Annotated in this window: 18 protein-coding genes, 1 tRNA gene, 1 pseudogene and 1 riboswitch; of the genes and pseudogenes, 11 read left to right on the plus strand and 9 right to left on the minus strand. The window is 72.3% G+C overall.

Annotated features, from left to right (window positions below):
• Position 1 precedes the first annotated feature (1 nt).
• Positions 2-1,036 (plus strand): PfkB family carbohydrate kinase, encoded by a 1,035-nt coding sequence (locus tag AB0O53_RS03245; RefSeq protein ID WP_350989376.1) that lies wholly within the window; start codon positions 2-4, stop codon positions 1,034-1,036.
• On the opposite strand, the gene AB0O53_RS03250 is transcribed toward AB0O53_RS03245, so the two are convergent.
• Both AB0O53_RS03250 and AB0O53_RS03255 read right to left on the minus strand, forming a co-directional pair.
• Complete coding sequence (locus AB0O53_RS03250; protein WP_365192966.1) at positions 933-2,246, minus strand: serpin family protein; 1,314 nt, start codon at positions 2,244-2,246, stop codon at positions 933-935. The two genes, AB0O53_RS03245 and AB0O53_RS03250, sit on opposite strands and share 104 nt — an antisense overlap.
• 65 nt (positions 2,247-2,311) lie before the next feature.
• On the minus strand, positions 2,312-3,652 hold the full coding sequence (locus AB0O53_RS03255) for a glycoside hydrolase family 18 protein (protein ID WP_350989380.1): 1,341 nt from the start codon (positions 3,650-3,652) through the stop codon (positions 2,312-2,314).
• 131 nt (positions 3,653-3,783) lie between these two features.
• On the opposite strand from AB0O53_RS03255, the gene AB0O53_RS03260 reads away from it, so the two are divergent.
• The 6 genes from AB0O53_RS03260 to AB0O53_RS03285 all read left to right on the plus strand — a co-directional run bounded on the left by AB0O53_RS03260 (position 3,784) and on the right by AB0O53_RS03285 (position 8,081).
• Complete coding sequence (locus AB0O53_RS03260) at positions 3,784-4,179, plus strand: hypothetical protein (RefSeq protein WP_350989382.1); 396 nt, start codon at positions 3,784-3,786, stop codon at positions 4,177-4,179.
• Positions 4,180-4,210: 31 nt separating this feature from the next.
• Positions 4,211-4,738, plus strand: coding sequence for an SMI1/KNR4 family protein (locus tag AB0O53_RS03265; RefSeq protein ID WP_365192968.1), 528 nt, complete (start codon positions 4,211-4,213; stop codon positions 4,736-4,738).
• A 70-nt stretch (positions 4,739-4,808) separates the two neighbouring features.
• Positions 4,809-4,882, plus strand: a tRNA-Trp gene (locus AB0O53_RS03270).
• 200 nt (positions 4,883-5,082) lie between these two features.
• Positions 5,083-5,162, plus strand: a riboswitch (cobalamin riboswitch).
• Between the two features lie 62 nt (positions 5,163-5,224).
• Complete coding sequence (locus AB0O53_RS03275; RefSeq protein WP_350989386.1) at positions 5,225-6,220, plus strand: ABC transporter substrate-binding protein; 996 nt, start codon at positions 5,225-5,227, stop codon at positions 6,218-6,220.
• Positions 6,217-7,245: a FecCD family ABC transporter permease gene (locus AB0O53_RS03280; protein WP_350989387.1), complete on the plus strand. Its 1,029-nt coding sequence runs from the start codon at positions 6,217-6,219 to the stop codon at positions 7,243-7,245. Before AB0O53_RS03275 ends, AB0O53_RS03280 begins: the two co-directional genes overlap by 4 nt.
• Entirely contained in the window at positions 7,242-8,081 is an 840-nt protein-coding gene (locus AB0O53_RS03285; protein ID WP_365192971.1) for an ABC transporter ATP-binding protein, read from the plus strand. The genes AB0O53_RS03280 and AB0O53_RS03285 overlap by 4 nt, the downstream gene beginning before the upstream one ends.
• On the opposite strand, the gene AB0O53_RS03290 is transcribed toward AB0O53_RS03285, so the two are convergent.
• The 5 genes from AB0O53_RS03290 to AB0O53_RS03310 form a co-directional block, all read right to left on the minus strand.
• Positions 8,051-8,455, minus strand: coding sequence for a VOC family protein (locus AB0O53_RS03290; RefSeq protein ID WP_365192973.1), 405 nt, complete (start codon positions 8,453-8,455; stop codon positions 8,051-8,053). The two genes, AB0O53_RS03285 and AB0O53_RS03290, sit on opposite strands and share 31 nt — an antisense overlap.
• Before the next feature lie 134 nt (positions 8,456-8,589).
• Positions 8,590-10,281, minus strand: a complete 1,692-nt coding sequence (locus tag AB0O53_RS03295; protein WP_365192975.1) for a N,N-dimethylformamidase beta subunit family domain-containing protein — start codon at positions 10,279-10,281, stop codon at positions 8,590-8,592.
• A 94-nt stretch (positions 10,282-10,375) separates the two neighbouring features.
• Entirely contained in the window at positions 10,376-12,178 is a 1,803-nt protein-coding gene (locus tag AB0O53_RS03300) for an alpha/beta fold hydrolase (RefSeq protein WP_365192977.1), read from the minus strand.
• A 470-nt stretch (positions 12,179-12,648) separates the two neighbouring features.
• Complete coding sequence (locus AB0O53_RS03305; protein WP_350989397.1) at positions 12,649-13,062, minus strand: hypothetical protein; 414 nt, start codon at positions 13,060-13,062, stop codon at positions 12,649-12,651.
• 404 nt (positions 13,063-13,466) lie between these two features.
• A complete protein-coding gene (locus AB0O53_RS03310) occupies positions 13,467-15,233 on the minus strand; it encodes a stealth family protein (protein ID WP_365192979.1) in 1,767 nt (588 codons plus the stop codon).
• 238 nt (positions 15,234-15,471) lie between these two features.
• Between AB0O53_RS03310 and AB0O53_RS03315 the strand changes: the two are divergent.
• A pseudogene (locus AB0O53_RS03315) lies at positions 15,472-15,841 on the plus strand (DNA polymerase III subunit alpha); the annotation flags it as partial.
• A gap of 136 nt (positions 15,842-15,977) precedes the next feature.
• On the opposite strand, the gene AB0O53_RS03320 reads toward AB0O53_RS03315, so the two are convergent.
• The gene (locus tag AB0O53_RS03320; RefSeq protein WP_365192981.1) at positions 15,978-17,255 is read right to left on the minus strand and encodes a hypothetical protein; all 1,278 of its coding nucleotides are present in this window, start codon (positions 17,253-17,255) and stop codon (positions 15,978-15,980) included.
• A 1,220-nt stretch (positions 17,256-18,475) separates the two neighbouring features.
• Positions 18,476-19,999: an MFS transporter gene (locus AB0O53_RS03325; protein ID WP_365192983.1), complete on the minus strand. Its 1,524-nt coding sequence runs from the start codon at positions 19,997-19,999 to the stop codon at positions 18,476-18,478.
• A 209-nt stretch (positions 20,000-20,208) separates the two neighbouring features.
• On the opposite strand from AB0O53_RS03325, the gene AB0O53_RS03330 reads away from it, so the two are divergent.
• The 3 genes from AB0O53_RS03330 (at position 20,209) to AB0O53_RS03340 (ending at position 22,865) form a co-directional block, all read left to right on the plus strand.
• Entirely contained in the window at positions 20,209-20,550 is a 342-nt protein-coding gene (locus AB0O53_RS03330; RefSeq protein ID WP_350989408.1) for an ArsR/SmtB family transcription factor, read from the plus strand.
• Positions 20,551-20,666: 116 nt separating this feature from the next.
• Positions 20,667-21,842 (plus strand): serine hydrolase domain-containing protein, encoded by a 1,176-nt coding sequence (locus AB0O53_RS03335; protein ID WP_350989409.1) that lies wholly within the window; start codon positions 20,667-20,669, stop codon positions 21,840-21,842.
• A gap of 72 nt (positions 21,843-21,914) precedes the next feature.
• Positions 21,915-22,865 (plus strand): aldo/keto reductase, encoded by a 951-nt coding sequence (locus AB0O53_RS03340; protein WP_350989411.1) that lies wholly within the window; start codon positions 21,915-21,917, stop codon positions 22,863-22,865.
• Positions 22,866-22,870 lie beyond the last annotated feature (5 nt).

Here is a 22,870-nt window from a genome sequence, read left to right on the forward strand (position 1 = left end):
CGTGACCGGGCGGGCCGCCACGGGCTACGACGTCCTCGTACTCGGTGAGGTCCTGGTCGAGATCCACGCGGGCACCGCTCTGCGCGAGGCCGCCGCCGGCACCGGGGCCCGTCTCTCCTACTCCGGCGACGCCCTCAACGCGGCGGCCGCGGCGGCCGCCGCCGGAGCCCGCACCGCCCTGCTGGCCGTGGTCGGGGACGACGAGCTCAGCGTCCCGCTGCTGCGCAGGGCCGCCGAACTCGGTGTGGACGTCTCCCACGTCCGCCGCGCCCCGCGACCCAACGGCGCCTACCTGCTCTCCGCCGACCCCGACGGCGACCGCGAGTTCGTCTACTGGCGCACCGGCAGCGCGGGATCCACCCTCGCGCCGCGGCACATCGGATCCTGGCGCGCCCTGCTGACCCGCTGCGGGGCGCTCGTGACCAGCGGGATCACCGGTGCGCTGTCACCGAGCAGCAGGGCCGCCGTCCTGGCCGCCGCCCGCCTGGTCCACACCTCGGGCGGGCACCTGACGTACGACCCCAACTTCCGCCCCCGGCTGACCGGCCGGGCCGAGGCCCGCGAGCTGCTCGCCCGGATCGCCCCGCTGACCGGGCTGCTCAAAGCCTCCTGTCCGGCCGACGCGCTGGCCCTCGTCGACACCGCCGACCCGAGCACGGCCGCCGCCCGCCTGCGCGCGCTGGGGGCCGGTGCGGTGGCGGTGACCGCGGGCGCCGGCCGGCTGCTGCTGGACGACGGCACGCGTGCCGACTACCACCCGGTGCCCGTGAACCCGGCGCCCGTCGACGCGACGGGTGCGGGCGACTGCTTCACGGGCACCGCGACCGCCCGGCTCGTCCTCGGCGACACCCTGGCGGACGCCGTGGCCCACGGCGCCGCCGCCGCCTCGCTGTCGGTCTCCGGCCGCGGCGGCACCGGGCGGGTCCCCGCCTTCACCGAGACGGCGGCGTTGGCGGCCGCACACCGGGGAAGGGCGGCGGAGGGAGCAGGCCGGGGGCCCCGGGCCCGGGCTGAGCCGCCGGATCCGGATCGGTGACCCAGCCTGCGGCGAGGACCAGCCCGGAGGTGCGGTGGACGGCCAGGAACCCGAACGGCCGGTCGAGCCGGACCTCGGCGTGCCGGGCCCGGTGCACCGGCTGCCGCGGAGCCCCGCCGGGCCTGGCGGCGATGGCGGTCACGGCGGCCGCCTCGAACCCCGCGGCGTGGAACCGGGCCACGGCCGACTGCCGTGCCGAGCCGATGGCCAGCGGTTCGGCGCTGATGCCGGGGAAGTGCCCCCGGGCCCCGTCGGTCGCGGTCAGGAGCCCGAACAGCGCCGCGTCCTCCAGCAGGTCGTGCTCCGCGGACAGCGAGAAGGCCGCCGTGGACACGGACAGCCGGGGCTGCGGGCCGAACGCCTCCACGGTCGCGATCGCCAGGCCGGGTCCGGGGGTTCCGTCCGGGAGGGCCGGGCCGGCGACCGAGGGGAGGGCTCCGCAGGCGGCCGCGACACCGGTCGCCAGGACGTCGGCGGCCGGCGCCGCCGGGGCGCCGAGGAGCAGGTGCACGTCCAGGTCCGTGTCGCCGGCGCCGGCGACCGTAAGGGCCGTGACCGGCCCGGCCGCGCCTTCGGCCACCCGTACCGGATCCAGCGAGGACGTGGTGCGCGAGAGCTGCCGCAGGGCGCGCCCGGCCCAGGGGCCCTCGGACGGCCGGCCCGGAAACTCCCGGAAGGGCTCCGCCCACTTCAGGGTGAGCGCGAGCGCGGAGGCGAGGACGAGGCGGGTGTCCTGCCGGAGGGTGACCGGCATGCGTTCGATCAGGCCGCCGGTCCGGTCCGACGCCCATCCGTCCAGGGTCCTGGTGTCCCCGTCCGGGTCCCCGGTCAGGGTGCCCCGGCTGCCGGGCGGGAGCTTCGCCGACCACCCCTCCGCCAGCGGCAGGCCGGCCGCGGCCCACAGGCCGGTCGCGGTGCCGAGCCCCCGTACGCCGGCCAGCGCGGCCAGCAGCTCCCGCGCGGCCCCGGCCGCGTCCTCGGCGGGTATGCCCAGCGCCTGCGCCAGTTCGTCGCGGGCGGGCCCGCCGGCGCCGTCCGCGAGCAGGGCGAGCAGCGGCCAGACCCCGGCCGCGGTGAAGACGGTCCCTCCGGTGCCGGGAGCGGCCAGCGCGGCCCAGCGCGTGGTGAGGCGGTTGACCGCCCGCACCGTCGAATCCGCCCGCGTAAGCGCCTGGGTCTGCTTCTGCTGCTGCTTCTGCTGCTGCGTCATGCCGGGGAGCGTACGTGGAGGGGCGCCGCCGGGCCGGACGGACGTCCACGGCCCGGCGGCGCCGGTCAGCGGCCGCGCAGGCCCCGGTCGACGGCCGTCATCAGCTCCCCGTCGGCGGTGTCCGCGTCGAGGGACCAGAACATGGCGCCTCCCAGGCCGTGTTCGCGGATGTAGCCGGTCTTGGCGCGCAGCACCTGGGGGTCGTCGTACGTCCACAGGGTGGTGCCGTCGAAGAGCCAGGCGTGGCCGCCCCGCCGGTCGCGGTGGACCTGGTAGGCGCCCGAATCGGCGAGCTTCTTCAGCGCCTTGTAGTCCTCGTACCCGGCGGCCCAGGTGGCCGGGGCCGGCCCGGTGGCGGGCTGGCCCAGGCCGTCCCCGCCGCCACTGACTCCGGTCCAGCCCTGCCCGTAGAACGGCATGCCCATCACGAGCTTGTGCGCGGGTGCGCCGCGCCGCTGCCAGGCCTCCACGGTGCCGTGGACGCTGAAGTCGCCGCGGGCGTACAGGGCGGACTGCTGCGCGGTCCTCGGTTCGCCGGATACGTGGAAGTCGTAGCCCTGGAGGTTGACGAAGTCCAGGTCGCGCATGATGCGGCGGACGTCGAAGCCCGCGTCGATCTTGGCGGGGGCGGTCGGGACAAAGGCGGTCAGCTCGTACGCGGCCTTCCTCTTCTGGCTGCGCGCGTACGCGTCGAGCTGGGTGCGGAACTCCTTGACGAGGGCGGTGAAGTTGCGCTTGTCCTCGGGCCGGTACTTCGTGTCGGTGTCGCCGGCGGAGCCGGGCCACTCCCAGTCGAGGTCGATCCCGTCGAACACGCCGGCGGCGGCTCCGGCGCCGCCGCGGGTGCCGTCCTGGGGGAGGTTGCCCTTGATGTAGAGGTCGATGCAGGACTCGACGAACGCCTTGCGGGACGCCGGCGTCAGCGCGGCGTCGGAGAAGTGGGTGGACCAGCTCCATCCGCCCAGCGAGATCAGCACCTTGAGTCCGGGGTGCTTGGCCTTGAGCTCGCGCAGCTGGTTGAAGTTGCCGGCGAGCGGCTGGTCCCAGGTGTCGGCGACCCCGTCGACGGAGTTCGCGGCGTCCAGCGGGCGGGCGTAGTCGGCCCAGGCGTCGGCCTCGCCGGGGACGTTCCCGGTGAAGCACTTGCCCTCGGCGCTGACGTTGCCGAAGGCGTAGTTGATGTGGGTGAGCTTGCCGGCGGAGCCGTTCGCATCGAGGTCCTGGACCTGGAAGTCCCGTCCATAGACGCCCCATTGGGTGAAGTAGCCGACCTTCTTGTACGAGCGGCCGGATCCGCCCGCGGCGGTGGCGCCGCCGTCCGCGCCGACGGCGGCGGGGGCGAAGGCGGTCAGCAGGGAGAGGGAACAGGCGGCTACGGCCAGTCTGCCGAGCATGCTGCGGCGCATGGGCTTCCTTTGCGGATGCGAGGAGTGGGCGTGAGCGCGTGCGGCGGTGCATGCCGGAAACTATTGGTCTGGACCAGAGTGGTCAAGGGGGTGGCCGGAACTCGGCCGCACCGATCTGCGAGGGTGGCCCGATGCTGCTCGATCCCGAGAAGACCCTGTTCGTCCGAGGCGCCACCCCGGTCCTGCTGATGGCCGGAGCTCCCGTGCACGCCGCCCTGCCGGCGCTGGCCGCGCAGGACGGGGCGGTGCCCCGCTGCGACGGGTGGAGCATCGTCCCCAAGCTGACGCTGTGCGTCGTCGACGGTCCCGGCGACGCCGGGCTCGTCGTTCCCGCGATGGTCGCGCCGGTGCTCGACGGGTCGGACGGGAGCCTGCGGCCCGGCGACATGGCCGACTGGTGCGCGGACGCGGAACGGGCGGGCGGGGCCGTGGTCCTGTCCCTCGACGCACTGCCGCAGACGCTGGACTGGCCGCACCTGCTGGGCTCCGGCACCTCCCGCGGCGGCTACCTTCCGGCCCAGGCCTGACCCGCCGACGCCGTCCCGTTAGTGTGTGCGAGTGACGCTCACCGACGATCGACAGTTCCCCGCCGCCCTCGCCGCCGCCCTGGCGGTCCCCTTCGACTACGCGGACGGCGACGGAGTCGACTTCGAGCCCTTCGAGGCCTTCCTGTCCGCCGAGGACACCGACGACTGGTTGCGGGCGTGGACGGGGAACAACGACCTGGACGGCAGTGCCTTCCGCGTCTTCGGCCAGGACGGCTCCGGCGGGTACGCGGCGTTCTGGCTGGTCCGCCCGGGCCGGCCGCTCGCCGAACAGCCCGTGGTCTTCTTCGGGTCCGAGGGGGAGACCGGCGTCGTGGCGCGCGATCTGGGCGACTTCCTGTGGCTGCTGGCCGACGGCTGCGGCCCGTACGAGGCGGCCGCGCCGTACGGGGCCGACCTGACCTCGCGCCCGGACGAAGCCCTGACGGCCGTCGCGGACCGGTTCGCCCCCGACGCGCGGCGTACGGCCGGCGCGGTGGTCGAGCTGGCCGCCGAGGAGTTCCCCGGCTTCGACGACATGATCATGGAGCTCTGCCGCTGATCCCGTCGGGCGACTCGAGGGGAATTCACTGGATCGCCGGGCCCGGCCGTGCCATGGTTGGTCTCGCCGAAGGGGTGTAGCTCAGCTGGTCAGAGCAACGGTCTCCAAAACCGTAGGCCGCAGGTTCGAATCCTGCCGCCCCTGCCGGGCATGAGCCCCGTCGAAGCTTCGACGGGGCTCTGCCGCGCCCATACCCGACCTGCCGTCCGTCTGCCCGCCGGCTTCGGGGCGGGTGCGCCGGCGAGAGCCCGCCGGCGGGTGGTGTCCCGGAGGGCGGGGCGGGGGGCCGCCCCGGGTCGCTTGGGCGTTCTGGCAGACTGGGCGCACAACCAGGCGGTGCAGGACAGGAAACCGGTGCGATTCCGGTGCGGTCCCGCCACTGTGACCGGTCGTCCCCGCACGGGACGCCGGGAGTCAGACACTGACGCACCGCCCCTGCTCCTTCACGTCGACCAGGGGACGCGGATCCCCCGGAGAGGCCCCGCCATGTCGCGTTCCCGCGCCGCCCTGCGCGCGTTCACCCCCGTCGCGCTCCTGATATCCCTGACCGCCTGCGCCGGTTCGCCCGGGGCCGGGCAGGACGGGGCCGCGGCCGACGCCTCCGCCGCGCCCGGTTTCCCGTACACCCTCACCAACTGCGGTGTCAGCAGCACCTACCAGGCCCCGCCCCGGCGGGCGGTCACCATGAACCAGCACGCCACCGAGCTGATGCTCGCCCTCGGCCTCGGCGACCGGATCGCCGGTACCGCCTACCTCGACGACGCCGTGCTGCCCGCCTACAAGCCCGCCTACGACAAGATCAAGGTGCTGGCCGAGGAGTACCCGTCCAAGGAGGTCCTGCTCGGGGCCGACCCGGACTTCGTCTACGGCGGCTACGCCAGCGCCTTCGACAAGGCGCAGGGCCGCGACCGCGAGGGCCTCGCCGCGTCCGGCATCAACTCCCGCCTCAACGTGGAGTACTGCACCGGGGGCAAAGTCGGCCTCGACCAGCTCAAGACCGAGATCACCGAGGTCGCGCGGACCTTCGGCGTACCCGACCGGGGCGCGAAGCTCATCGAGGACGAGCAGCGCCGCATCGACGCCGTGGCCGCCCGCGTCAAGGACCGGCCCCGGCCGACCGTCTTCGCCTACGACTCCGGCGAGGCCACCGCCTCCACCTCCGGGGGCAACGGCGTGGGCAACGAGATCATCTCCCTCGCCGGCGGCACCAACGTCTTCGCCGACCTCCAGGACACCTTCGGCGACGTCGCCTGGGAGAAGGTCATCGAGCGCAAGCCCGAGGTCGTCCTCATCTACGACTACGGCGGCACCACCGTCGAGGCCAAGAAGCAGCGCCTGCTCAACGACCCGGCACTGGCCGAGGTGCCCGCCGTCAAGAACCGGCGGTTCGTCGTCCTGCCGCTCTCCTCGGCCGTCCTCGGCGTCCGCGTGGCGGACGCGGTGGAATCGCTGGGCAGCCAGCTCCACCCGAACCCCGCGTGAGGCTGCGCACCGGCGCGGTCCTCGCCGTCCTGGCCGCCGCGCTCGCCGTCTCGGCGATCGCGGGCCTGGCGCTGGGGCCCGTACGGATCGCCCCCGGCCGGGTCCTCGACATCGTCGTCGGGGGCCTGTCGGGGAACCGGCCCACCGGCGCCTTCGCCTCCATCGTCTGGGACGTGCGCATGCCGCGGATCCTCCTCGGCGCCGTCGTCGGAGCGGGCCTCGCCGTCGCGGGCACCGTGCTCCAGGCCCTGGTGCGCAACCAGCTCGCGGACCCGTTCCTCCTCGGCGCCTCCTCCGGGGCCTCCGCCGGAGCCGTCCTCGTGATCGTCTTCGGTACGGCCGCGGCCGGATTCGGCATGGGCGTGCCGCTGGCCGCGTTCGCGGGGTCCATGGCCGCGCTCGTCGCCGTCTACGCGATGGCCCGGCGCGGCGGCACCATGACGACCGGCCGGCTGATCCTGGCCGGCGTGGCCGTCCAGTACATCCTGTCCGCCGTCACCAGCCTCGTCCTCGTGCTCGCCGCGCACCCCGACCAGATCCGCTCGGTGCTGTTCTGGACCCTCGGCGGTCTCGGCGGCGCCCGCTGGGACGAACTGGCCCTGCCGACCGTCGCGCTGCTCGTCGGCGGAGCCCTGCTCCTCACCCTCGCCCGGCCGCTCGACCTGCTCCTGACCGGGGAGGAGGGCGCGCACACCCTGGGACTGGACACCGGACGCTTCCGCGCCGCCGTGTTCGTCCTGACCTCCCTCGTCATCGGCGTGCTCGTCGCGTGCAGCGGGGCCATCGGCTTCGTCGGGCTGATGGTCCCGCACGCCGCCCGGATGGTCGTGGGCGCCGGACACCGGGCCCTGCTGCCCGTCGCCGCCCTGGGCGGGGCGGTGTTCCTGATCCTGGCCGACCTGATCGCCCGTACGGCGGCCGCCCCCGAGGAGATACCGGTGGGCGTGGTCACCGCGCTCGTCGGCGGGCCGTTCTTCCTCTGGATGCTGCGCCGCTCCAGCCGTACCGAAGGGGTGATGGGATGACGGAGGACCGGGCGACGGAGGACCGGGCGACGGAAGGGACCGGACCGGCCCGACCGGTGGAACTGGCCGTCGAGGGCGTGCGCTACGAGACCGACGGGCACGTCCTGCTCCACGGGATCGACCTCACCGCCCGGCCCGGCGAGACGGTGGGCGTCGTCGGTCCCAACGGCAGCGGCAAGACCACCCTGCTGCGCTGCGTCTACGGGGCCCTGCGGGCGACCGCCGGCCGGGTGCTGCTGGACGGCGCGGACGCGGGCGCGCTCACCGTCAAGGAACGGGCGCGGCGCGTGGCCGTGGTGCCGCAGGACGCGAGCGGCACCTTCGGGCTGACCGTCCGCGAGGTCGTGGCCATGGGCCGCAGTCCGCACAAGCGCTTCTGGGAGCAGGACGGCCCGGACGACGTGCGGCGCGTCGCCGACGCCCTGGAGACCGTCGGCGCGGGCCCCTTCGCGGCCCGCCGCTTCGACGAGCTGTCCGGGGGCGAACGCCAGCGCGTCCTGGTGGCCCGGGCCCTCGTCCAGGACCCGGGACTGCTCGCGCTCGACGAGCCGACCAACCACCTCGACATCCGCTACCAGTTGGAGGTCCTCGGCCTGGTCCGGGCCCTGCCCGCCACCGGCCTTCTCGTCCTGCACGACCTGAACCTCGCGGCCGCGTTCTGCGACCGGCTGTACGTCCTCGCGGGCGGCCGGGTCGCGGCCTCGGGGCCGCCGGGCGAGGTACTCACCGAGGAGCTGCTGGCCGAGGTGTACGGGGTGCGGGCCCGTGTCGAGGTCCACCCCGACACGGGCTCGCCCCACGTGGTCTACCTGCCCGTGGCGGCGGGTTCCTGGTAGCCGTACGGGCGCGTGATGATCTCCATCCCGTGCCCGGCGGGGTCCGTGAAGTACACGCCGCGGCCCCCGTCGTTGTGGTTGATCTCGCCCGGGAGCCTGCGGTGCGGGTCGGCGAAGTACGGGACCCCTGCCGAGCGGATCTTCTCGAACGCCGTGTCGAACTCCTCCTCGGAGATGAGGAAGGCGTAGTGCTGCGGGGTGATGGACTCGGCCGGGATGGTCGCGAAGTCCAGGGTGACGCCGTTGGCGGTGTCGACGGGGACGAACGGCCCCCACTCGGTGCCGACTTCGAGACCGAGGATGTTCGCCAGGAACTCGGCGGACTCCCGGTTGTCACGGGAGTGGATGATCGTGTGGTTGAGCTGTACGGCCATGGGTGAATGCCTCCGGAAGGCACCTCACGGGCACCTCCATGCCTCACCCGGTCGGTGACCGACACGCGATGCCGTGATCACGATCCTAGACATCCCGGCGGGCCGGAGCCAAGCCCGTTTCCGCCACCCCCGGATCACGAACCCCCGTACACCGCCCTGACGTTGTCCTGCGCCGGATGGGAGCGGCCGGCCGGGCCCGCCGCGAACGCCCGCAGGAGGTTCTCCGTCACCCGGGTCGTCAGCGCACCGGAGCGCGCGTCCAGGCCGTGGTTGCGTCCGCTGCGGCCGTCGCCCGTCGCGTCCAGGGCCTCCACCCACCGCATCGTGCCCGTCGCGAAGACCCCGGCACCGCTGGGCACCGTGTAGTACGCCGTGTCCTGGTGGCTGGGGCGGCCCTCGCACACCACGGGGGAGTGGGCCAGTATCTCGATCGGCCGGGGCGTCGTGAAACCGGTGTCGACCTTGTCGTACTCCACCCCGACCAGGTGCTCGAAGCGGTCGCCGGCCTTCACCCCGGTGCCCTCGAACAGCCAATGGCCGGGGTGGGTCACCACGTACGGGGCGTCCACCGGGTAGCCGTCGTAGATCACGCCGAGCAGGGAGCTCTCCGGGTCCGCTCCGGGAGCCGAGCGGAAGTCCACGGTCGCCGGATGGCCCCTCTTGAAGCCCGGGTCCTGGGCGTAGGAGGACTTGTAGCAGACCAGGGTGCGGTCCGGCCCCAGCTCGGAGGCCTCCAGCCGGATCCGGCGGAAGCAGCAGTTCGCGCCCAGGACCGCGATGTTGGTGCCGGAGTCGCGGGCGGCCGTGAAGTGGGCGCGCTGCTCGGGCGACCAGTATTCGTCGTGCCCGAGGGAGAGCACCGCGGCGGCGCCCTCCAGCAGCCGCTTCTCCCGCGCCACGTCCGTGGTGGTCGCGTAGGCCAGGGGTATGCCGAGCCGTTCGGCCAGTGCGATCAGCGGGGCCTCGTACACCAGGAACAGGCCCGCGCCGTCGTCGTACTCGTACGGCCGGTCGAAGGACACGGCGAGGGAGCGCGAGGCGTAGCCGCCGCTGGGACCGTCGTAACTGCCGTACCCGCCCCACCGGTTGTAGGCCTGCCAGGTGGCGACGGCGTTGACCACGACCGTGCGCCCGGCCGTCGCCGCCGACCGGACGGTCACCGGTACGAAACGCTGGCCGCCCTCGCCGCCCTGCGCGTCGAGGCGCAGCAGGTAGCTGCCCTCCGGCCAGTCCTTCGTCTCGACGGTGGTGGTCCGGGCCCACCGCGTGCGGACCATCCGGGTGCCGGGATCCACGGTGTGCTCGGGCTGCCGCACTCCGGTCAGGGCCTGCGAACGCCACACCAGCCGGGCGCGGGCGCCGGCGTACCAGCCCATGCGGTAGGCGGAGACGGTGAACCGGGGTGCGGTCGTCGACACGTACAGGCCGAAGGACTCACCGGGCAGCACACTGACCTTGTCGGCGAAGCCCTCGACGGCCCGCGCCGGCCCGGCCTTCGTCACGGCCCAGTCGGCGTTGCCCGGGCGGGCGTTCTCGGCCTTCACGTCGAAGCCTTGCGACCCTCCGGCGGGCGGCTTGCCGTCCGGCGCGGGGGCGGCGCCCTTCTCGCCGGCGCCGGCCCGGAGGTTCCCGCCCCCGTCCCCGCCGGCGCAGCCGGCCGCCGCGCCGAGTCCCGCGGCGGTCGCTGCGCCCGTGGCGATCGCGAGGAACCGCCGCCTGGCCGTGCCGTCGACCGTGCCGTCGCCGCCGTCGACCGCGCCGTCGCCGCCGCCCGCGCCCGTGCCTTCGACGGCGGCGGCCGGTCCGGACATGTGCTCCTGATCCATGAGGGGCACGCTATGTCACCCTTCGCGCCCCGCCTCCACCGCCCCGGCGGGGTGGGGGAGACGCGGCGCGGGTGTCCTGTCCCCGGCCCGGGAACTATCCCAGGGGCAGAACCAGGCGGGCGGCGTCCTCGGCGGACGTGATCGTGGTGGTGCTGCGGGCACCGTTGCCCGCGTCGGAGTAGAGCTGGTCCCTGCCGTTCACCACGAGCATGAGCCGGTGGTTCGCGGCGAGGTCGTAGCCGGCCGCCTGGAGCCGCCAGGCGACCGTGCGGTCCTCACCGGGGGACAGCTCCGACACGGTGAGGGGCTCGTGCGTGATGATCCGGGCGGTGTCGTCGGGCGCGACGTCGAACAGGTAGGCCACCAGGGTCGTGGCGGTCGCCGAGCTGCGGACGGTCAGCGTGAGCTCGGGGACACCGCGGATGCGGCGGCCGGCCTGGAGCGGGCCGCCGCTCCACACGGCGAGGCGCCGGCGGTCGAAGGTACCGGTGGTGTACGTCTTCGGGTTGCCCTTCCACTCGGCCTGGCCCGTCGTGATGACGGCGTCCACCGCGGTGGCCTCGGTGAGTTCCCCGGCGGTGAACTCGGACTTCCATCCCGACTCCGGCGCGGTGCCGAGGCCGCCGTCCTGCCGCCCCGACCCGGTGGTGGTGAGGTACCAGGTCTCGGTGGAGGTGGTGACGTCCGACCACGCCTCGCGGGGCTCGCGGACGGCCGGTTCGGTGATGGCGTCGTCCGCGGTCTTGTAGGTGAACATGATCTGGCTGTTGACCGCGGGCCAGCCGCCAACCCCGTTGTCGGCACCGAGCGCGTGGTGGTCGAGCCAGGCGAACGCCTCCTCGACGGGCAGGTTCGGCCCGCTGGACGGGATCGTGAGTCCGGCGCCCTCGGGTGCCGCGTGGTCGCCGATCCACAGGTTGAGGTGCTTGGGCACGGTGAGCCGCTCGAAGTGCTCGACGACGGTGTTGACGGGGAACAGCGTCTCGTGCCAGGTGTTGGAGAAGAAGGTGGGGATGCCGCGGGCGTTGGTCTGGTCGGCGTACGAGGACGGCGACCGCTCCTTGCCCCAGGCCACGACCTCGTCGAGGTTCTCGCCCTTCTCGAAGTCCGCCAGGATCTGCTGCATGGCCGGGTTGAACTTCCGCTCGACCGGGCCGCCGGTGAAGGAGATCAGCGCCTTGACCGCCGCCAGGTGCCGGGTCTCGTTCTGGCAGAGGCTGTCGGCCAGGTCGCCCCACGTGCTGAGGGCGACGACCGCGTCCACCCGGGCCGCCGGGTCGTGGGCCGCCACCAGCTGGCTGATGCCCGACCCGTAGGACTCGCCGAGGAAGACGATCCTGCTCGGGTCGAAGTGCTGCTGCGCGTAGTCGATGACCGTGGAGCCGTCGGCCCAGTCCAGCGGGCCGGCCACGTCGATCGTGCCCTCGGAGGTCCAGGGCGCGTCGATGAAGGAGCCGCCCGGGAGGGGAGACGTGAGGCCGATGCCCCGAGGGGTGTAGGCCAGCACGTGGTAGCCGCGCAGCGCCAGCTGCAGGTACGCGTACTCGAAGAGGATCCAGCCGAAGGGCGTCCAGCCCGACGGCACGATCACGACGGGACGGGGCTCCGAGGTGTTGAGCTTGATCGTGTGCGCGGAGAGCCGTACTCCGTCGTCGGCGGTGATGCGGGGAAAGCCGATGGCCGCCTTCTGCCGCACCTGCTCGGTCAGCTTCTGGAGTTCGGGGGTGAGCAGCGGGGCCTCGGCCGAGCCGTTCAGGGTGGCGACCAGCGCCTCGGCGACGTTGACGGCGGCCGGGTCGACGGAAGTGGGCGAGGTGAAGATGCCCTGCCCGGCGATCCGGTTCAACTGCGCCGGGGTGACGGGGGTGATCGGGTTGTCGTCCTGCGAGTGGCTCACGAGGCCGTCCTCTCGAAGTCGCCGACCGGACGGGCCGGTCGGTGCGTGGGGGGCACCCGTTCTAGTCCCGCCAGGGCGTCCCGTAGCGCATATCAGGACATCTGCGCCCTTGGCGGCAGTCTGTGCGATTCACCCGTGCAGACGGTTTGAACGAGTCCTGCGCTCCGGGGACGCGGCAAGCGGTCAAGATGCGAAGCGAGGCGATCGAATGCGGTCGGTAAGTGTGCGTAACGATCGACTTGATTCGGACGCAGCCGCGCCGCAGAACGGGGGAGAGGGCTGGCGGACACCCCACCCGGCCGTTCTAGGCTGGCCCGTTGCCGTTCTCGGGAGGCGGCGCATGCTCATCTGCGACCAGGACGGATTCGACCACCGCACCCTCCCCCGCAGGACATGGCCGGCGGAGGCCCGGGGCAGTGTGTGCCCGTGGTGCAGAACGGTGGGCCCACGGAGTCGTCCGTCGGCCGCCCCTACGGACTCTCGGGGCCGGCGCCCCCGGCTCGCGCGGCTGCCGCCTCCACCAGCAGGGACCAGCCGTCGATCTCCACCGGGCGTCGCTCTCCCGGCTGCCAGCCACGGGCCATCGCCACGTCGAGCAGGGCCCGCACGGCGCCCGGCTCGTGCAGGTTCAGGTCGGCGCCCCGCGTGAAGCCCACGTCCCCGGAGCCGAAGGGAGCCCCGCCCGGGACGTACCGGCCGGGGCCGTCGGCGAAGACGATGCGCAGCGGGCCTCCGGTGCCGGCGGGCTGCGGGGACAGCGTGAGGGTTTGGCGGCAGTCCGCGGCCCGGCCCTCGTCGTCCCTCCGGTGGGTATGGCGCATGGTCCACATGAACACGCGTCCGTCGACGACCAGCCGTCTGGGCTTCTTCGCATGGCGAGGCACGCGGCTGAGGCTACCCGGCCTGATCCGCGAGCCCCCAGCGCAAGGATCCGGCGGGCGGGCCGCGACGAGCACGCGTGGAGGCCGGCCGGAGGGTCAGCAGCCTCGGCGCCCCGCATCGGGCGCTTCGAGAAGACCTCCATGTCGGGACCGGGATCCGGCCGGGGAGGCGGCCGGGAGCCTCGCCGCGTACGCGGCCCGGGTACGAGGAGCTGACTGACAGCCGGCAAATCGTCAGCGTCGGCCCGTGCTCGCGGGGGTGGCGATGACGGTGCCGCCCGCCTGGGCTCCGTATCGAACTCGCGCCGGGTGCGGGCTTGACGGGGTGCCGCTGATCTCCGTCCTGGGATCGTCGGCTCCAGCTCCGCAGAGTGGAGGCCCTGCCCCCGGGATGTGAGCCGGTCCGGCTATTCGAACGGGGAAGGCACCGGAAAGTACGCCTCTAGGAAGGCAGCGACGACGTTTCGCTGCTGAGCTGCCGGCAGTGCCGATTCTTCAAGAATCTCGTCGTCGGCAAGACAGAAGGTGTCGTGTTCACGCTCCCGGACCAGCACGGGCAACCGTTCGATCTCGCTGCGGCATGCGGTGCTGACGTAGACGTGTGAGAGCGCGTCCCCCTCTACCGCGTGCCCCTCGGCAAGTGCGATGTGCGCGGCAAGTGTGACAGGTGCGAGATCGTCGGCGCTACGGAACACCGACCGGGCGGTGGCTGCGAGTCGGCCGGGCAGCAGTTCCTCGACACGGGCGAAGAGCGAGCGCGTCATGGGGTAGGGGGCGTGAGCCAGTATGTGCGCGTAGGTGCGGCCGACGGCAACCTCGACAGCCTGCCTGGTGACCTTCTGGGAGGAAGTGAACACGTCGTCGCCGTCCCGGCCACCGGGGTCAACAGCTCTCCAGTCGTGGAACACCTTCGGCAGCCCGGAGGGCAGGAAGTAGTTCTGGGGCTTCTGGAGCCGGCCCAGGAAGATGTCGTCGTTGAAGTAGAGGAAGTGCTCGGCCAGGCCAGGGATGTGATGCAGCCGACTTTCGATGGCATGCGAGTTGAAAACGGCAGGGGCATGGGGATCAGCGCCCATCTCGCGATGATCGACGACAGTGACACCGGGGTGGTCCGTTATGAGCCATGCCGGAACCTGGCGGTCGGTGACGAGGAAGACGCGCCGCACCCAAGGGGCGTAGGCGGCTATGGACCGCAGGCAGTAGCGGAGCTCGCCGCGATCACGGAACCGGTTTTCGGCGAGGTCGACTCTGGGGGAGCCGTCGTCATTGTCGGCAGCGGCAGCTACTGCCGTCTCGGCGGCCTGGTCCCGGCGGAGTCGCCAGGCAGGGTCGGAAGCGTCCACCCATGTGATCACTGCATCGATCGGGAAGTCGATGTCCTCGGGGAAGCGGCCCGAAAAGCAGTCGACGACGGGGTAGTCGCGACCGCCGATTCGGCTGACGGTCGAGGAGGCCAGAGAGGGAACCCACCATCCATAGGGGGTTTCACGCAGAACGGCGACGGCTCCTTCGCCGGACTCCGGGTACTCCCAGAACTCCAGGTCACAACCCATCTCAGGCCCGTACGCCAAGGTCCGTCCGGAGGTGACAACCGGTTGATAGAGGCGCACAGCCCGCACACGCCTACCAGGCGCAGCCTGCCCTTCCCTGCCTCTGCCGCTCGGCGAGGAGCCCGCGGCTGCGTCCCCGCCCGCTTCCAAGGCCTCGACCGCTGTCTGGAGCTCCTCGGCAAGTACGTCGTCAGCCTCGCCGTGCTCCGTGAGGAGACGTGCGTAGATCGGGAGCCCGGTAAAGGCGGAGGCGCAGGCCTTCAAGGCTGCATTCCGGTCTCCTGGGGCGATGGCCACCCGATGAAGGAGCTCGCCATCGGGGACCAGCGCATAGGGGACTGCAGCAGCTTCGAGTGCCTCTGCAGTGGCCCGCAGGTTGGCCGCAGGGGCATCGGCAGGGAGGAGGTCGTCACGTACGAGGGCTAGTCGTCCATGGCGGCTGATCAGACCCGGTACCTCTTCGAGCAGTCTTTCCTCGGAGACGGTGAGCCCACTGGAAGGGGGCCGGTCGCCGACACGTTCGCGTCCGGCGGAGCTGGGCTGGGGCGGTACTCCGCCCTGGCGGCGCAGCGTCCGCGCGAGTCGGCGCAATCTGATGGGCACAAGACGGTGGACACCCTGCATGGACAACCTCGGTGTGCAGCGCCGGCCGGCTGGGCGTCCCGGGCACGGTCAGCGCGTTCAGCGGTAAACAGTGAACACCTTGTTCACGCTCACCCTCCCCGTTGTTCACGTTTCACGCAAGGGTGAGAGGTCTCGCCGACCGGACTCACAGCAGATCCTCAGCCCCGATGGTGCCGGCGGCCACGGCGCTGGCCGGATGACGCGTTCGGGTGTCGCATCCGGTGGCTCGGCTCCTGTAGTGCGCCCTGGGAGGAGGTATGGCACCGTGACCGGCGCCGTGCGGTTCGCGAAGGCCGACCTGGACGCAGGGGGCCGACCCGTCTTCGGCGTCGATGTCGCCATTGCCCCGCACGCACCGTCCCGCCCCGACGCCGGACCTCTGCGCGCGGCGGCGCGCACGTGGTGGAGCCGCCGCTGCGGGTCGAGCTCCTGGCCCGCAGCGCAGCGAGTGGGGGCGGCTGTGCCCACTGGTGTCGGCCGCGCACGCGGGGGCCGGCGGGGGAGCGCCGGTGGTGTCCTGGAAGGTCCTGGGCCGGTACGCCGACGCCGAGAACCTGCTCGCGCCGTGGCGGGACCTTGTGGGCGGGAACCTGCGGCTGGAGGCGGTGTGCCCGCCGGGAACTCAGAGCCGCTCAGGCGTCTACGGCATGTCCGTGGCGTAGGCCCAGGACGCCCGACCTCGGTTCACCCGAGATGCAAGTCGGGCGACCTGGGCCAGAGGGGGCCGCGTCAGGCGGGGAAGGGTCAGACCTTCACCAGGGCGTACGTACCCGTACCGTTCTGCCTGCCGCTGGAGTACTGGCGGATCAACTCTCCGTCCGCGTACCGGTCGTGGCCCAGCATCGAGCCGGTGTACTTGTTCTGCAGACCGATCTTCGAGCTGCCGGGTACGTCGCGGTAGACGTAGAACCGCTGGAGGTCGTCCTCACCGCAGGTGGCCGTCGTCAGGTGGGCCTGCTCCTGGTTGGCGATGTTGGCGGGGATGGTCGCGCATCCGCCGTTGCCCCAGTTCCACAAAGTCGCTTCGAGGACTCCGTTGGTCTCCGTGACGTTGCACAGGCGCCAGTTGTCCAGGTGGGCGCTGGTCCAGTTGGACTCGCGCAGCCGGATGCCGTCGTTGGCCAGGAGCGGTGCGCTCCAGTTCAGGGGCTTGCCGGGGACGTGGATTCTGTAGACGTCAGGCTGGCAGTTCAGGGCGGCCCGCGTGGCGGGCGCACTGGTGTGCGCGGTGGTCGCCTCGTCCGCCGTGTCCTTCACCGTGTCCTCCGCTGCCGCGTTCCCGGCCGTGGCCTTGGCGGAGGCCACTGGCCCTGGTGCGTGTCCGGCCCGGGCCGGGGTCTCGCAGTCCAGGAGACCCTGCGCCTTGCGCATGATGCTGTTGGCGGGCACCTTGTCCTCGCAGCGCACCGCGCCCTCTTCGAGGGCGGTGTAGGTCGTGTAGCTGCCGCTGTCGGGTCCCTCGATCCACTTCAGCGCCCAGCTTCCGTCGGCCTGTTGGACGCGGTTGCAGTTGAGGCTTCCGTAGGTGCCGGTGACCTTCTTGGTGCCCTTGTAGACGCCGTAGTAGCCGGGGTCGTTGAAGTTCCAGCTGACTGAGGTCGACTCGCTGCTGGTGGAGGAGTAGTTCACCTGTACGTTCAGGCCCAGCATCGCACCGACGCTGCCGAGGGCTTCGACGGCGAAATCGCCCTTGATCTCGCCGTTGAGGCCGACGGAGACCGAGACGGTGGTCTGGGTGCTGGTGGTGACGTTCTGGTTGCCGGTCGAGCCCGCGGTGACGTACCAGCCCTTGAAGTGGGTGATCGTCGGGGCGACCTCCGTGCTCTTGATGATCGGGTGGCGCTTGCCGAGATCGGCCGCAGTACAGGCCTGGCCGGGCTGGACCGTCTGCCCGGAGGCGGCCGGAATGGCGGCGGCCGGGGTGGCGGCGGCCGGGGTGGCGACCAGGCCCACGGCGGCCGTCGCGGTGGTTAAGAGCGCTCCGAGCCCTCGGCTCAGGCGGGTTTTCGTACGGCGCGTCATCGCTTTCCCCTGTGTGTGATCTGTGAGGTGAGTGCTGAGTGAAACTAGCGCCGCCGGGGGCGGCAGGTCTGTACCACAACTAGCCAAATGCGATCAGGAACTGTCGCATTCTCCGTTGATGTGAGCAGGGGTTGCCCGGTTCCATTCCTTCGGTGTGCCCGAAACGGGCCGCCGGAGGAATGGACCACTGTCTCGGTTCCCCGGATGCCCAAGACCCCGACGGCCGCGTCTGCAACCGGTTCCAGTGGTGCCAGGAATGCGAATTCAAGAACAGGTACTACAAGAAGGTGGACGGCAAGCCCGTCCTGAAGGGCACCAATACCATTGGGTTCCAGGCCGCCGCCATCGGCTACAACGACACCCGCGCCACCCGCATCTTCTTCCGGCTGAAACCGGCCAGGTCAAGTACGACGGGTGGAACCCCTTGGAGAAGCGGACCCTCGGCCCGAACCTGAAGCCGGAAATCACCCCCGAATGCGTGCCGGGCGCCAATCTGCCCACCACGGTATCCGCTGTGACTCGGCCGACTGCTTCAACAACGGCGCCAAGCGTTTCCCGCACGCCTGCATCTACACAAACGCCTACCCGGTGCTGACCGACAAGATGACCGTCAGCGAGGGGCTGCGCGGCGCCCCCCTGCACCGGGTGCCCAGCCGCAATGAGAGCGGAACGATCGCCGACGAGAACGAGAGGTGGAAGCAGCCGGCGTGCGGGCGGAACGGGGCCTCAACCCGTGGGCGCCGCACTACGACGCCTCGGCGGGCTCCAAGCTCGGCAAGTCCATGAGTCCGCTCATCCCGTCGGGCGGCCACCATCCCCACCTCCCCAGGGGCGGTGGCCGCAGCTACTTGGTTCAGGCCCACCAACACGTGCGCCGGCAAGCACCGGCCCGCCTGCTCGGGGGCGGCCCGCATTGGTGAAGCCGCAACCCCCGCGCCGGGGCTACAGGCAGGAGACGAAGCCACCCTAAAGGCAGGGAGACCGCCCGAACCGCCCGTGAAACGCGCCCTGGCCGAGGCCGACCCCGACCCCTTTGAACCAGCCCTGCAACGGTCCCTGGATACGACCGCCTGGTTGGTTGGAAGGGCTCGAACCGTGACCTCGGAGCCGGTCGCCGAGGAAGGACTACCGCACCTCGGTATGGCGCTCCCCGCCAGTTGGGGCGTCGGGAAGCACCTGCGCTCGCTGAGGGGGCTACCGGCCGATGCCGTACAGCGGGTTCAGTTCCTCGTCGAAGGCGGCGGCGCGGTCGTGGTGGCCGGCGAAGACGCCGGATCCGTCGGCCCAGCCGCTGTGGCGGGAAGCCTCGAGGGGGTCCTGGTGGTCGCGGCGCAGATTGCGGGAACGGGGGCCCTGCGGATTGCGGTGGCGCTCAGGACGGCGGCGATCGCCAGCGCGACGACGGCGGAGAGGAGGGCGGCGCGCAGTCCGGTCAGGAAGTGTCCGGTGGCGGCCTGCCCGACGAGGAGGCCCATGAAGGCGACACCGACAAGCCCTCCCAACTGGCGGGAGGCGTTGAGGACACCGGAGGCGATGCCCGCGTTGGCCGGGTCGGCCGCGCCGAGCATTGCGTTGGTCATGGCGGGGACCACGAGGCCGATGCCGAATCCCGCGACGAGGAACGGGACGATGACCGCCGGGTACGAGTCGGCTCCGACGGCCGGGGCGACGGCCAGGAACCCGAGCGCGGCGAGGAGGTTGCCGGTGAGCAGCACGCCGCGCGGACCGTACTTCTTGACCAGGGGGCCGCAGGCCAGGTTGGCGGCCATGATGGCGCCGGTCATGGGCAGGAAGGCGAGCCCGGCGGTGATGGGGGAGTACTCCCACACCTGCTGGAAGAAGAGGCTGAAGACGAAGATGAGGCCGTAGAAGGCGAAGTTGAGCAGGACGCCGATGAGCGAGGTGGCACTGAACGCCCGCCGGCCGAACAGGTGCAGGGGCAGCATCGGGTCGGCGCTGCGTCGTTCGACGGCGAGGAAGCCGATCAGGGCGGCGGCGAAGACGGCGATACAGGTGACGACGAGTACGTCGCCCCAGCCCCGGGAGTTGGCCTCGACGATGGCGGCGGTCAGCGCGCCGAGGCCGGCGATGGCGAGCAACTGGCCGGGCAGGTCGAGCGAACGGCGGCGCGAGGAGTCTCGTGCCGGCGCGGCCTGGGCGTAGCGCTGAGTGAGCAGGATGCCGACGGCGGCGATGGGGATGTTGACGTAGAAGATCGAACGCCAGCCGAGGTTTTCGACGAGAAGTCCGCCGACAACCGGGCCCAGCGCGAGGGCGAGTCCGCCCGCGGCCGCCCAGAGGCTGACTGCCCTGGTGCGCCGGGCCGGGTCCGGGAAGTTGGTGTTCACCAAAGAGAGTGAGGACGGCACGATCAGGGCCGCCCCGACGCCCTGCAGAACGCGGGCGGCGACGAGGGTGGCGAGTGTGGGGGCGGCGCCGCAGGCCAGGGAAGTCACGGCGAAGAGGGCGAAGCCCACGACGAAGATGCGCCGGGGGTCGAAGCGGTCGCCCAGCGCGCCCGCGGTGAGGAGGAAGGCGGCGAAGGTGAGGGTGTACCCGTTGATCACCCATTCCAGGCCGGCGAGGCTGTCGCCGAACTCACCGGTGAGCGCCTTGGAAGCGACGTTGACCACGCTGACGTCGAGGATGACGACCACGAAGCCCAGGCAAGCGGCGAAGAGAGTCGGGCCGGGCAGGGCCGCGGGGGCGGGGGCCGGGGTGGGGGCGGGTTCATGGGGTGTCACGTACTCGTCCTTCCGTGCGGGATGAAAGGGGAGAAGGGGGACGGGGGAGGGAGCCGGGTCGTCCGAGCCGGTGGACGGGTGCCGCGGATCGGGCCGGACCCCGTAGACTGTTCGATGCAAGACGAACAGTCGGGAGTGTACGCAAATCATCGAACACTCTGCAATCGGTGACCGCCGGTTCTGGTCACCCCGACGGACGGAGCATCGCCATGACGGCAGCGAACAGGCCCCCCGGCCCGGGACACCGGCTCCCGCCGGTCCATACGGACCCGGCCGAGGTTCCGCTGGAGGCGGCCCTGCTCGCGCTCGCCGACCCGGTCAGGCGCATGCTCGTACAGGAACTGGCTGGGGCCGACGACTGGGAACGCTCCTGCGGGAGCTTCGACGTACCGGTGACCAAAGCCACCCTGAGCAGGCACTTCGCCGTACTGCGGGATGCCGGCCTGTTGGAGCAGCGCGATGCCGGCCCCAAGCGGCTCAACCGGCTCAGGCGGCCGGAGTTCGACGCGCGCTTTCCCGGTCTGCTGGAGTTGGCCCTGCGGCAGGACTGACCCGCGGCGCCGCGCCGGCGGGTCCGGCGGCGCGCCTGTCCATCCGGCTGGCACCCGTATGGGGAAGGGCGCGGGCCCGATGGCCGGTGGTCCTTTCCGTTCCTAGCCTCGGGTTCATGATCATTCGTGCTGTGTGGCCCTCCGCCGCCGTTCTCGCCCTCGCCGTGTCCTCCCTGCCCTCCGCCACCGCTTCGGCCGCGCCGCCCGACCCCGCCGCGGCCTGGTCCGTGCAGCGTGACGCCGACGCGCTGCGCGACACCGGGGTCACCGCCGTGGCCGTCCGCGTGGACACCCCGCGCGGGACGGTCACGGCCGCCTCCGGCGTACGGGACCTGGCGGACCGCCGTCCCGTACCGCAGGACGGCCCCCTGCGACTGGGCAGCACCACCAAGACGTTCGTCGCCACCGTCGTCCTCCAGCTCGTCGGCGAGGGGCGGATGTCCCTCGACCAGACCGTCGAAGAGCTGCTGCCCGGAGTCGTGTCGGAGAACGGCAACGACGGCCGGACCATCACGGTGCGCGACCTGCTGCGGCACACCAGCGGCCTGTCCGACTACGTCCAGGACGTCTTCCCCGACCCCAGTGCCCGCACCTACTTCGCCGAACGGTGGCGTTCCCACCGGCCGGAGGAACTGGTCGCCCTGGCCGTGCGCCACGCGCCCGCTTTCCCGGCCGGCGGCGGGTGGGCCTACTCCAACACGAACTACGTGCTCGCCGGCATGATCATCGAGAAGGTCACCGGCCGTACCTGGCAGCAGCAGGTCCACGACCGCATCCTGCGCCCCCTCGGCCTGCGGGACACCACCGCCGAAGCCACGACCCCCTTCCTCCCGGATCCGCACACCACCAACTACCAGCAGTTCACGCCCGACGGCCCGCTGGTCGACACCACCATCCCCTACCGTCCCTTCGACAGCGGGGCCGACGGCTCGATGACCGGCACGGCCCGGGACCTCAACCGCTTCTTCGCCGCCCTGGCCGGCGGGCGGCTGCTGAAGCCGGCCGAGCTCGCCGCCATGCGGACCATGGTCGCGGTGCCCGACGACGGCGGCCACCCGGCAGGCACCCGCGACGGCCTGGGCCTCTTCCGGACCCCGTTGTCCTGCGGGGGCGGCTACCTCGGGCACGGCGGAAGCGGCTTCGGCTACGTCGTCCACGCAGCCACCACCACCGACGGCCGGCGCACCGTCACGGTGTCCGCGCACAGCCGCTCCGCGGACCCGCGGACCGCGCAGCGGCAGGAGGAGGCCCTGCGCGAACTGGTCGACCGCGCACTCTGCCGGACACCCTGACCCGGCCGGACCGGGCGCCTAGACTGACGATTCTTTGATCATGCACCCGCCGAGTCGGAGGAACGAAAACGCATGCGCCATCTCCCCCTGGGCAGTTCAGGTCTGCTCGTGTCCGCCGTCGGCCTCGGCTGCAACAACTTCGGCGGGCGGCTCGACGCCCGGGCCACCCGTGACGTCGTCGACGCCGCCCTGGACGCGGGCGTCACCCTCCTCGACACCGCCGACATCTACGGCGGCGCGGGCGGCTCCGAGCGGCACCTCGGGCAGGCCCTGAAGGGCCGTCGCGACCAGGTCGTCCTCGCCACCAAGTTCGGCTACGACGGCGTCGACATGAAGTACGGCCCCGCCGCCGGGTCCCGCGGCGGCCGCGCCTACATCCGGCGCGCCGTCGAGGAGTCCCTGCGCCGCCTCGAAACCGACCACATCGACCTGCTCCAGCTGCACAGCCCCGACCCGGCCACGCCCATCGCCGAGACGCTGGCCGCGCTCACGGAGCTCGTCGCCGAGGGCAAGGTCCGCTACATCGGCCACTCCAACCTCACCGGCTGGCAGCTGGCCGAGGCCGCCCACGTCGCCCGCGAGACCGGCTCCGTCCCCTTCGTGTCCGCGCAGAACGAGTGGTCGCTGCTGGAGCGGTCGGCCGAGCGCGAGCTGGTCCCGGCGGCCCTGCACTACGGCGTCGGCGTCCTGCCGTACTTCCCGCTCGCCAACGGCCTGCTGACCGGCAAGATCCGCCGCGGCGCGCCCGTGCCGGCCGGCTCCCGCCTCGACGGCCGGGACACCTACCTCACCGAGGAGCGCCTCGACGTGGTCGAGGCGCTGGCCGCGATCGCCGAGAAGCACGGCCGCACCGTCCTCGAACTGGCCATCGGCTGGCTCTCCGCCCGGCCCGGCTGCGCCTCCGTCATCGCGGGGGCCACCTCCGCCGAGCAGGTGCGCGCCAACGCGGCCGCCGGCGAACGCCCCCTCGACGCGGACCTGCTCGCCGAGATCGACGCGATCGCCCCGGCCGTCACCGCCTAGGGGCC

This window comes from Streptomyces erythrochromogenes (genome assembly GCF_040684695.1).
Lineage (GTDB): Bacteria > Actinomycetota > Actinomycetes > Streptomycetales > Streptomycetaceae > Streptomyces > Streptomyces erythrochromogenes_C.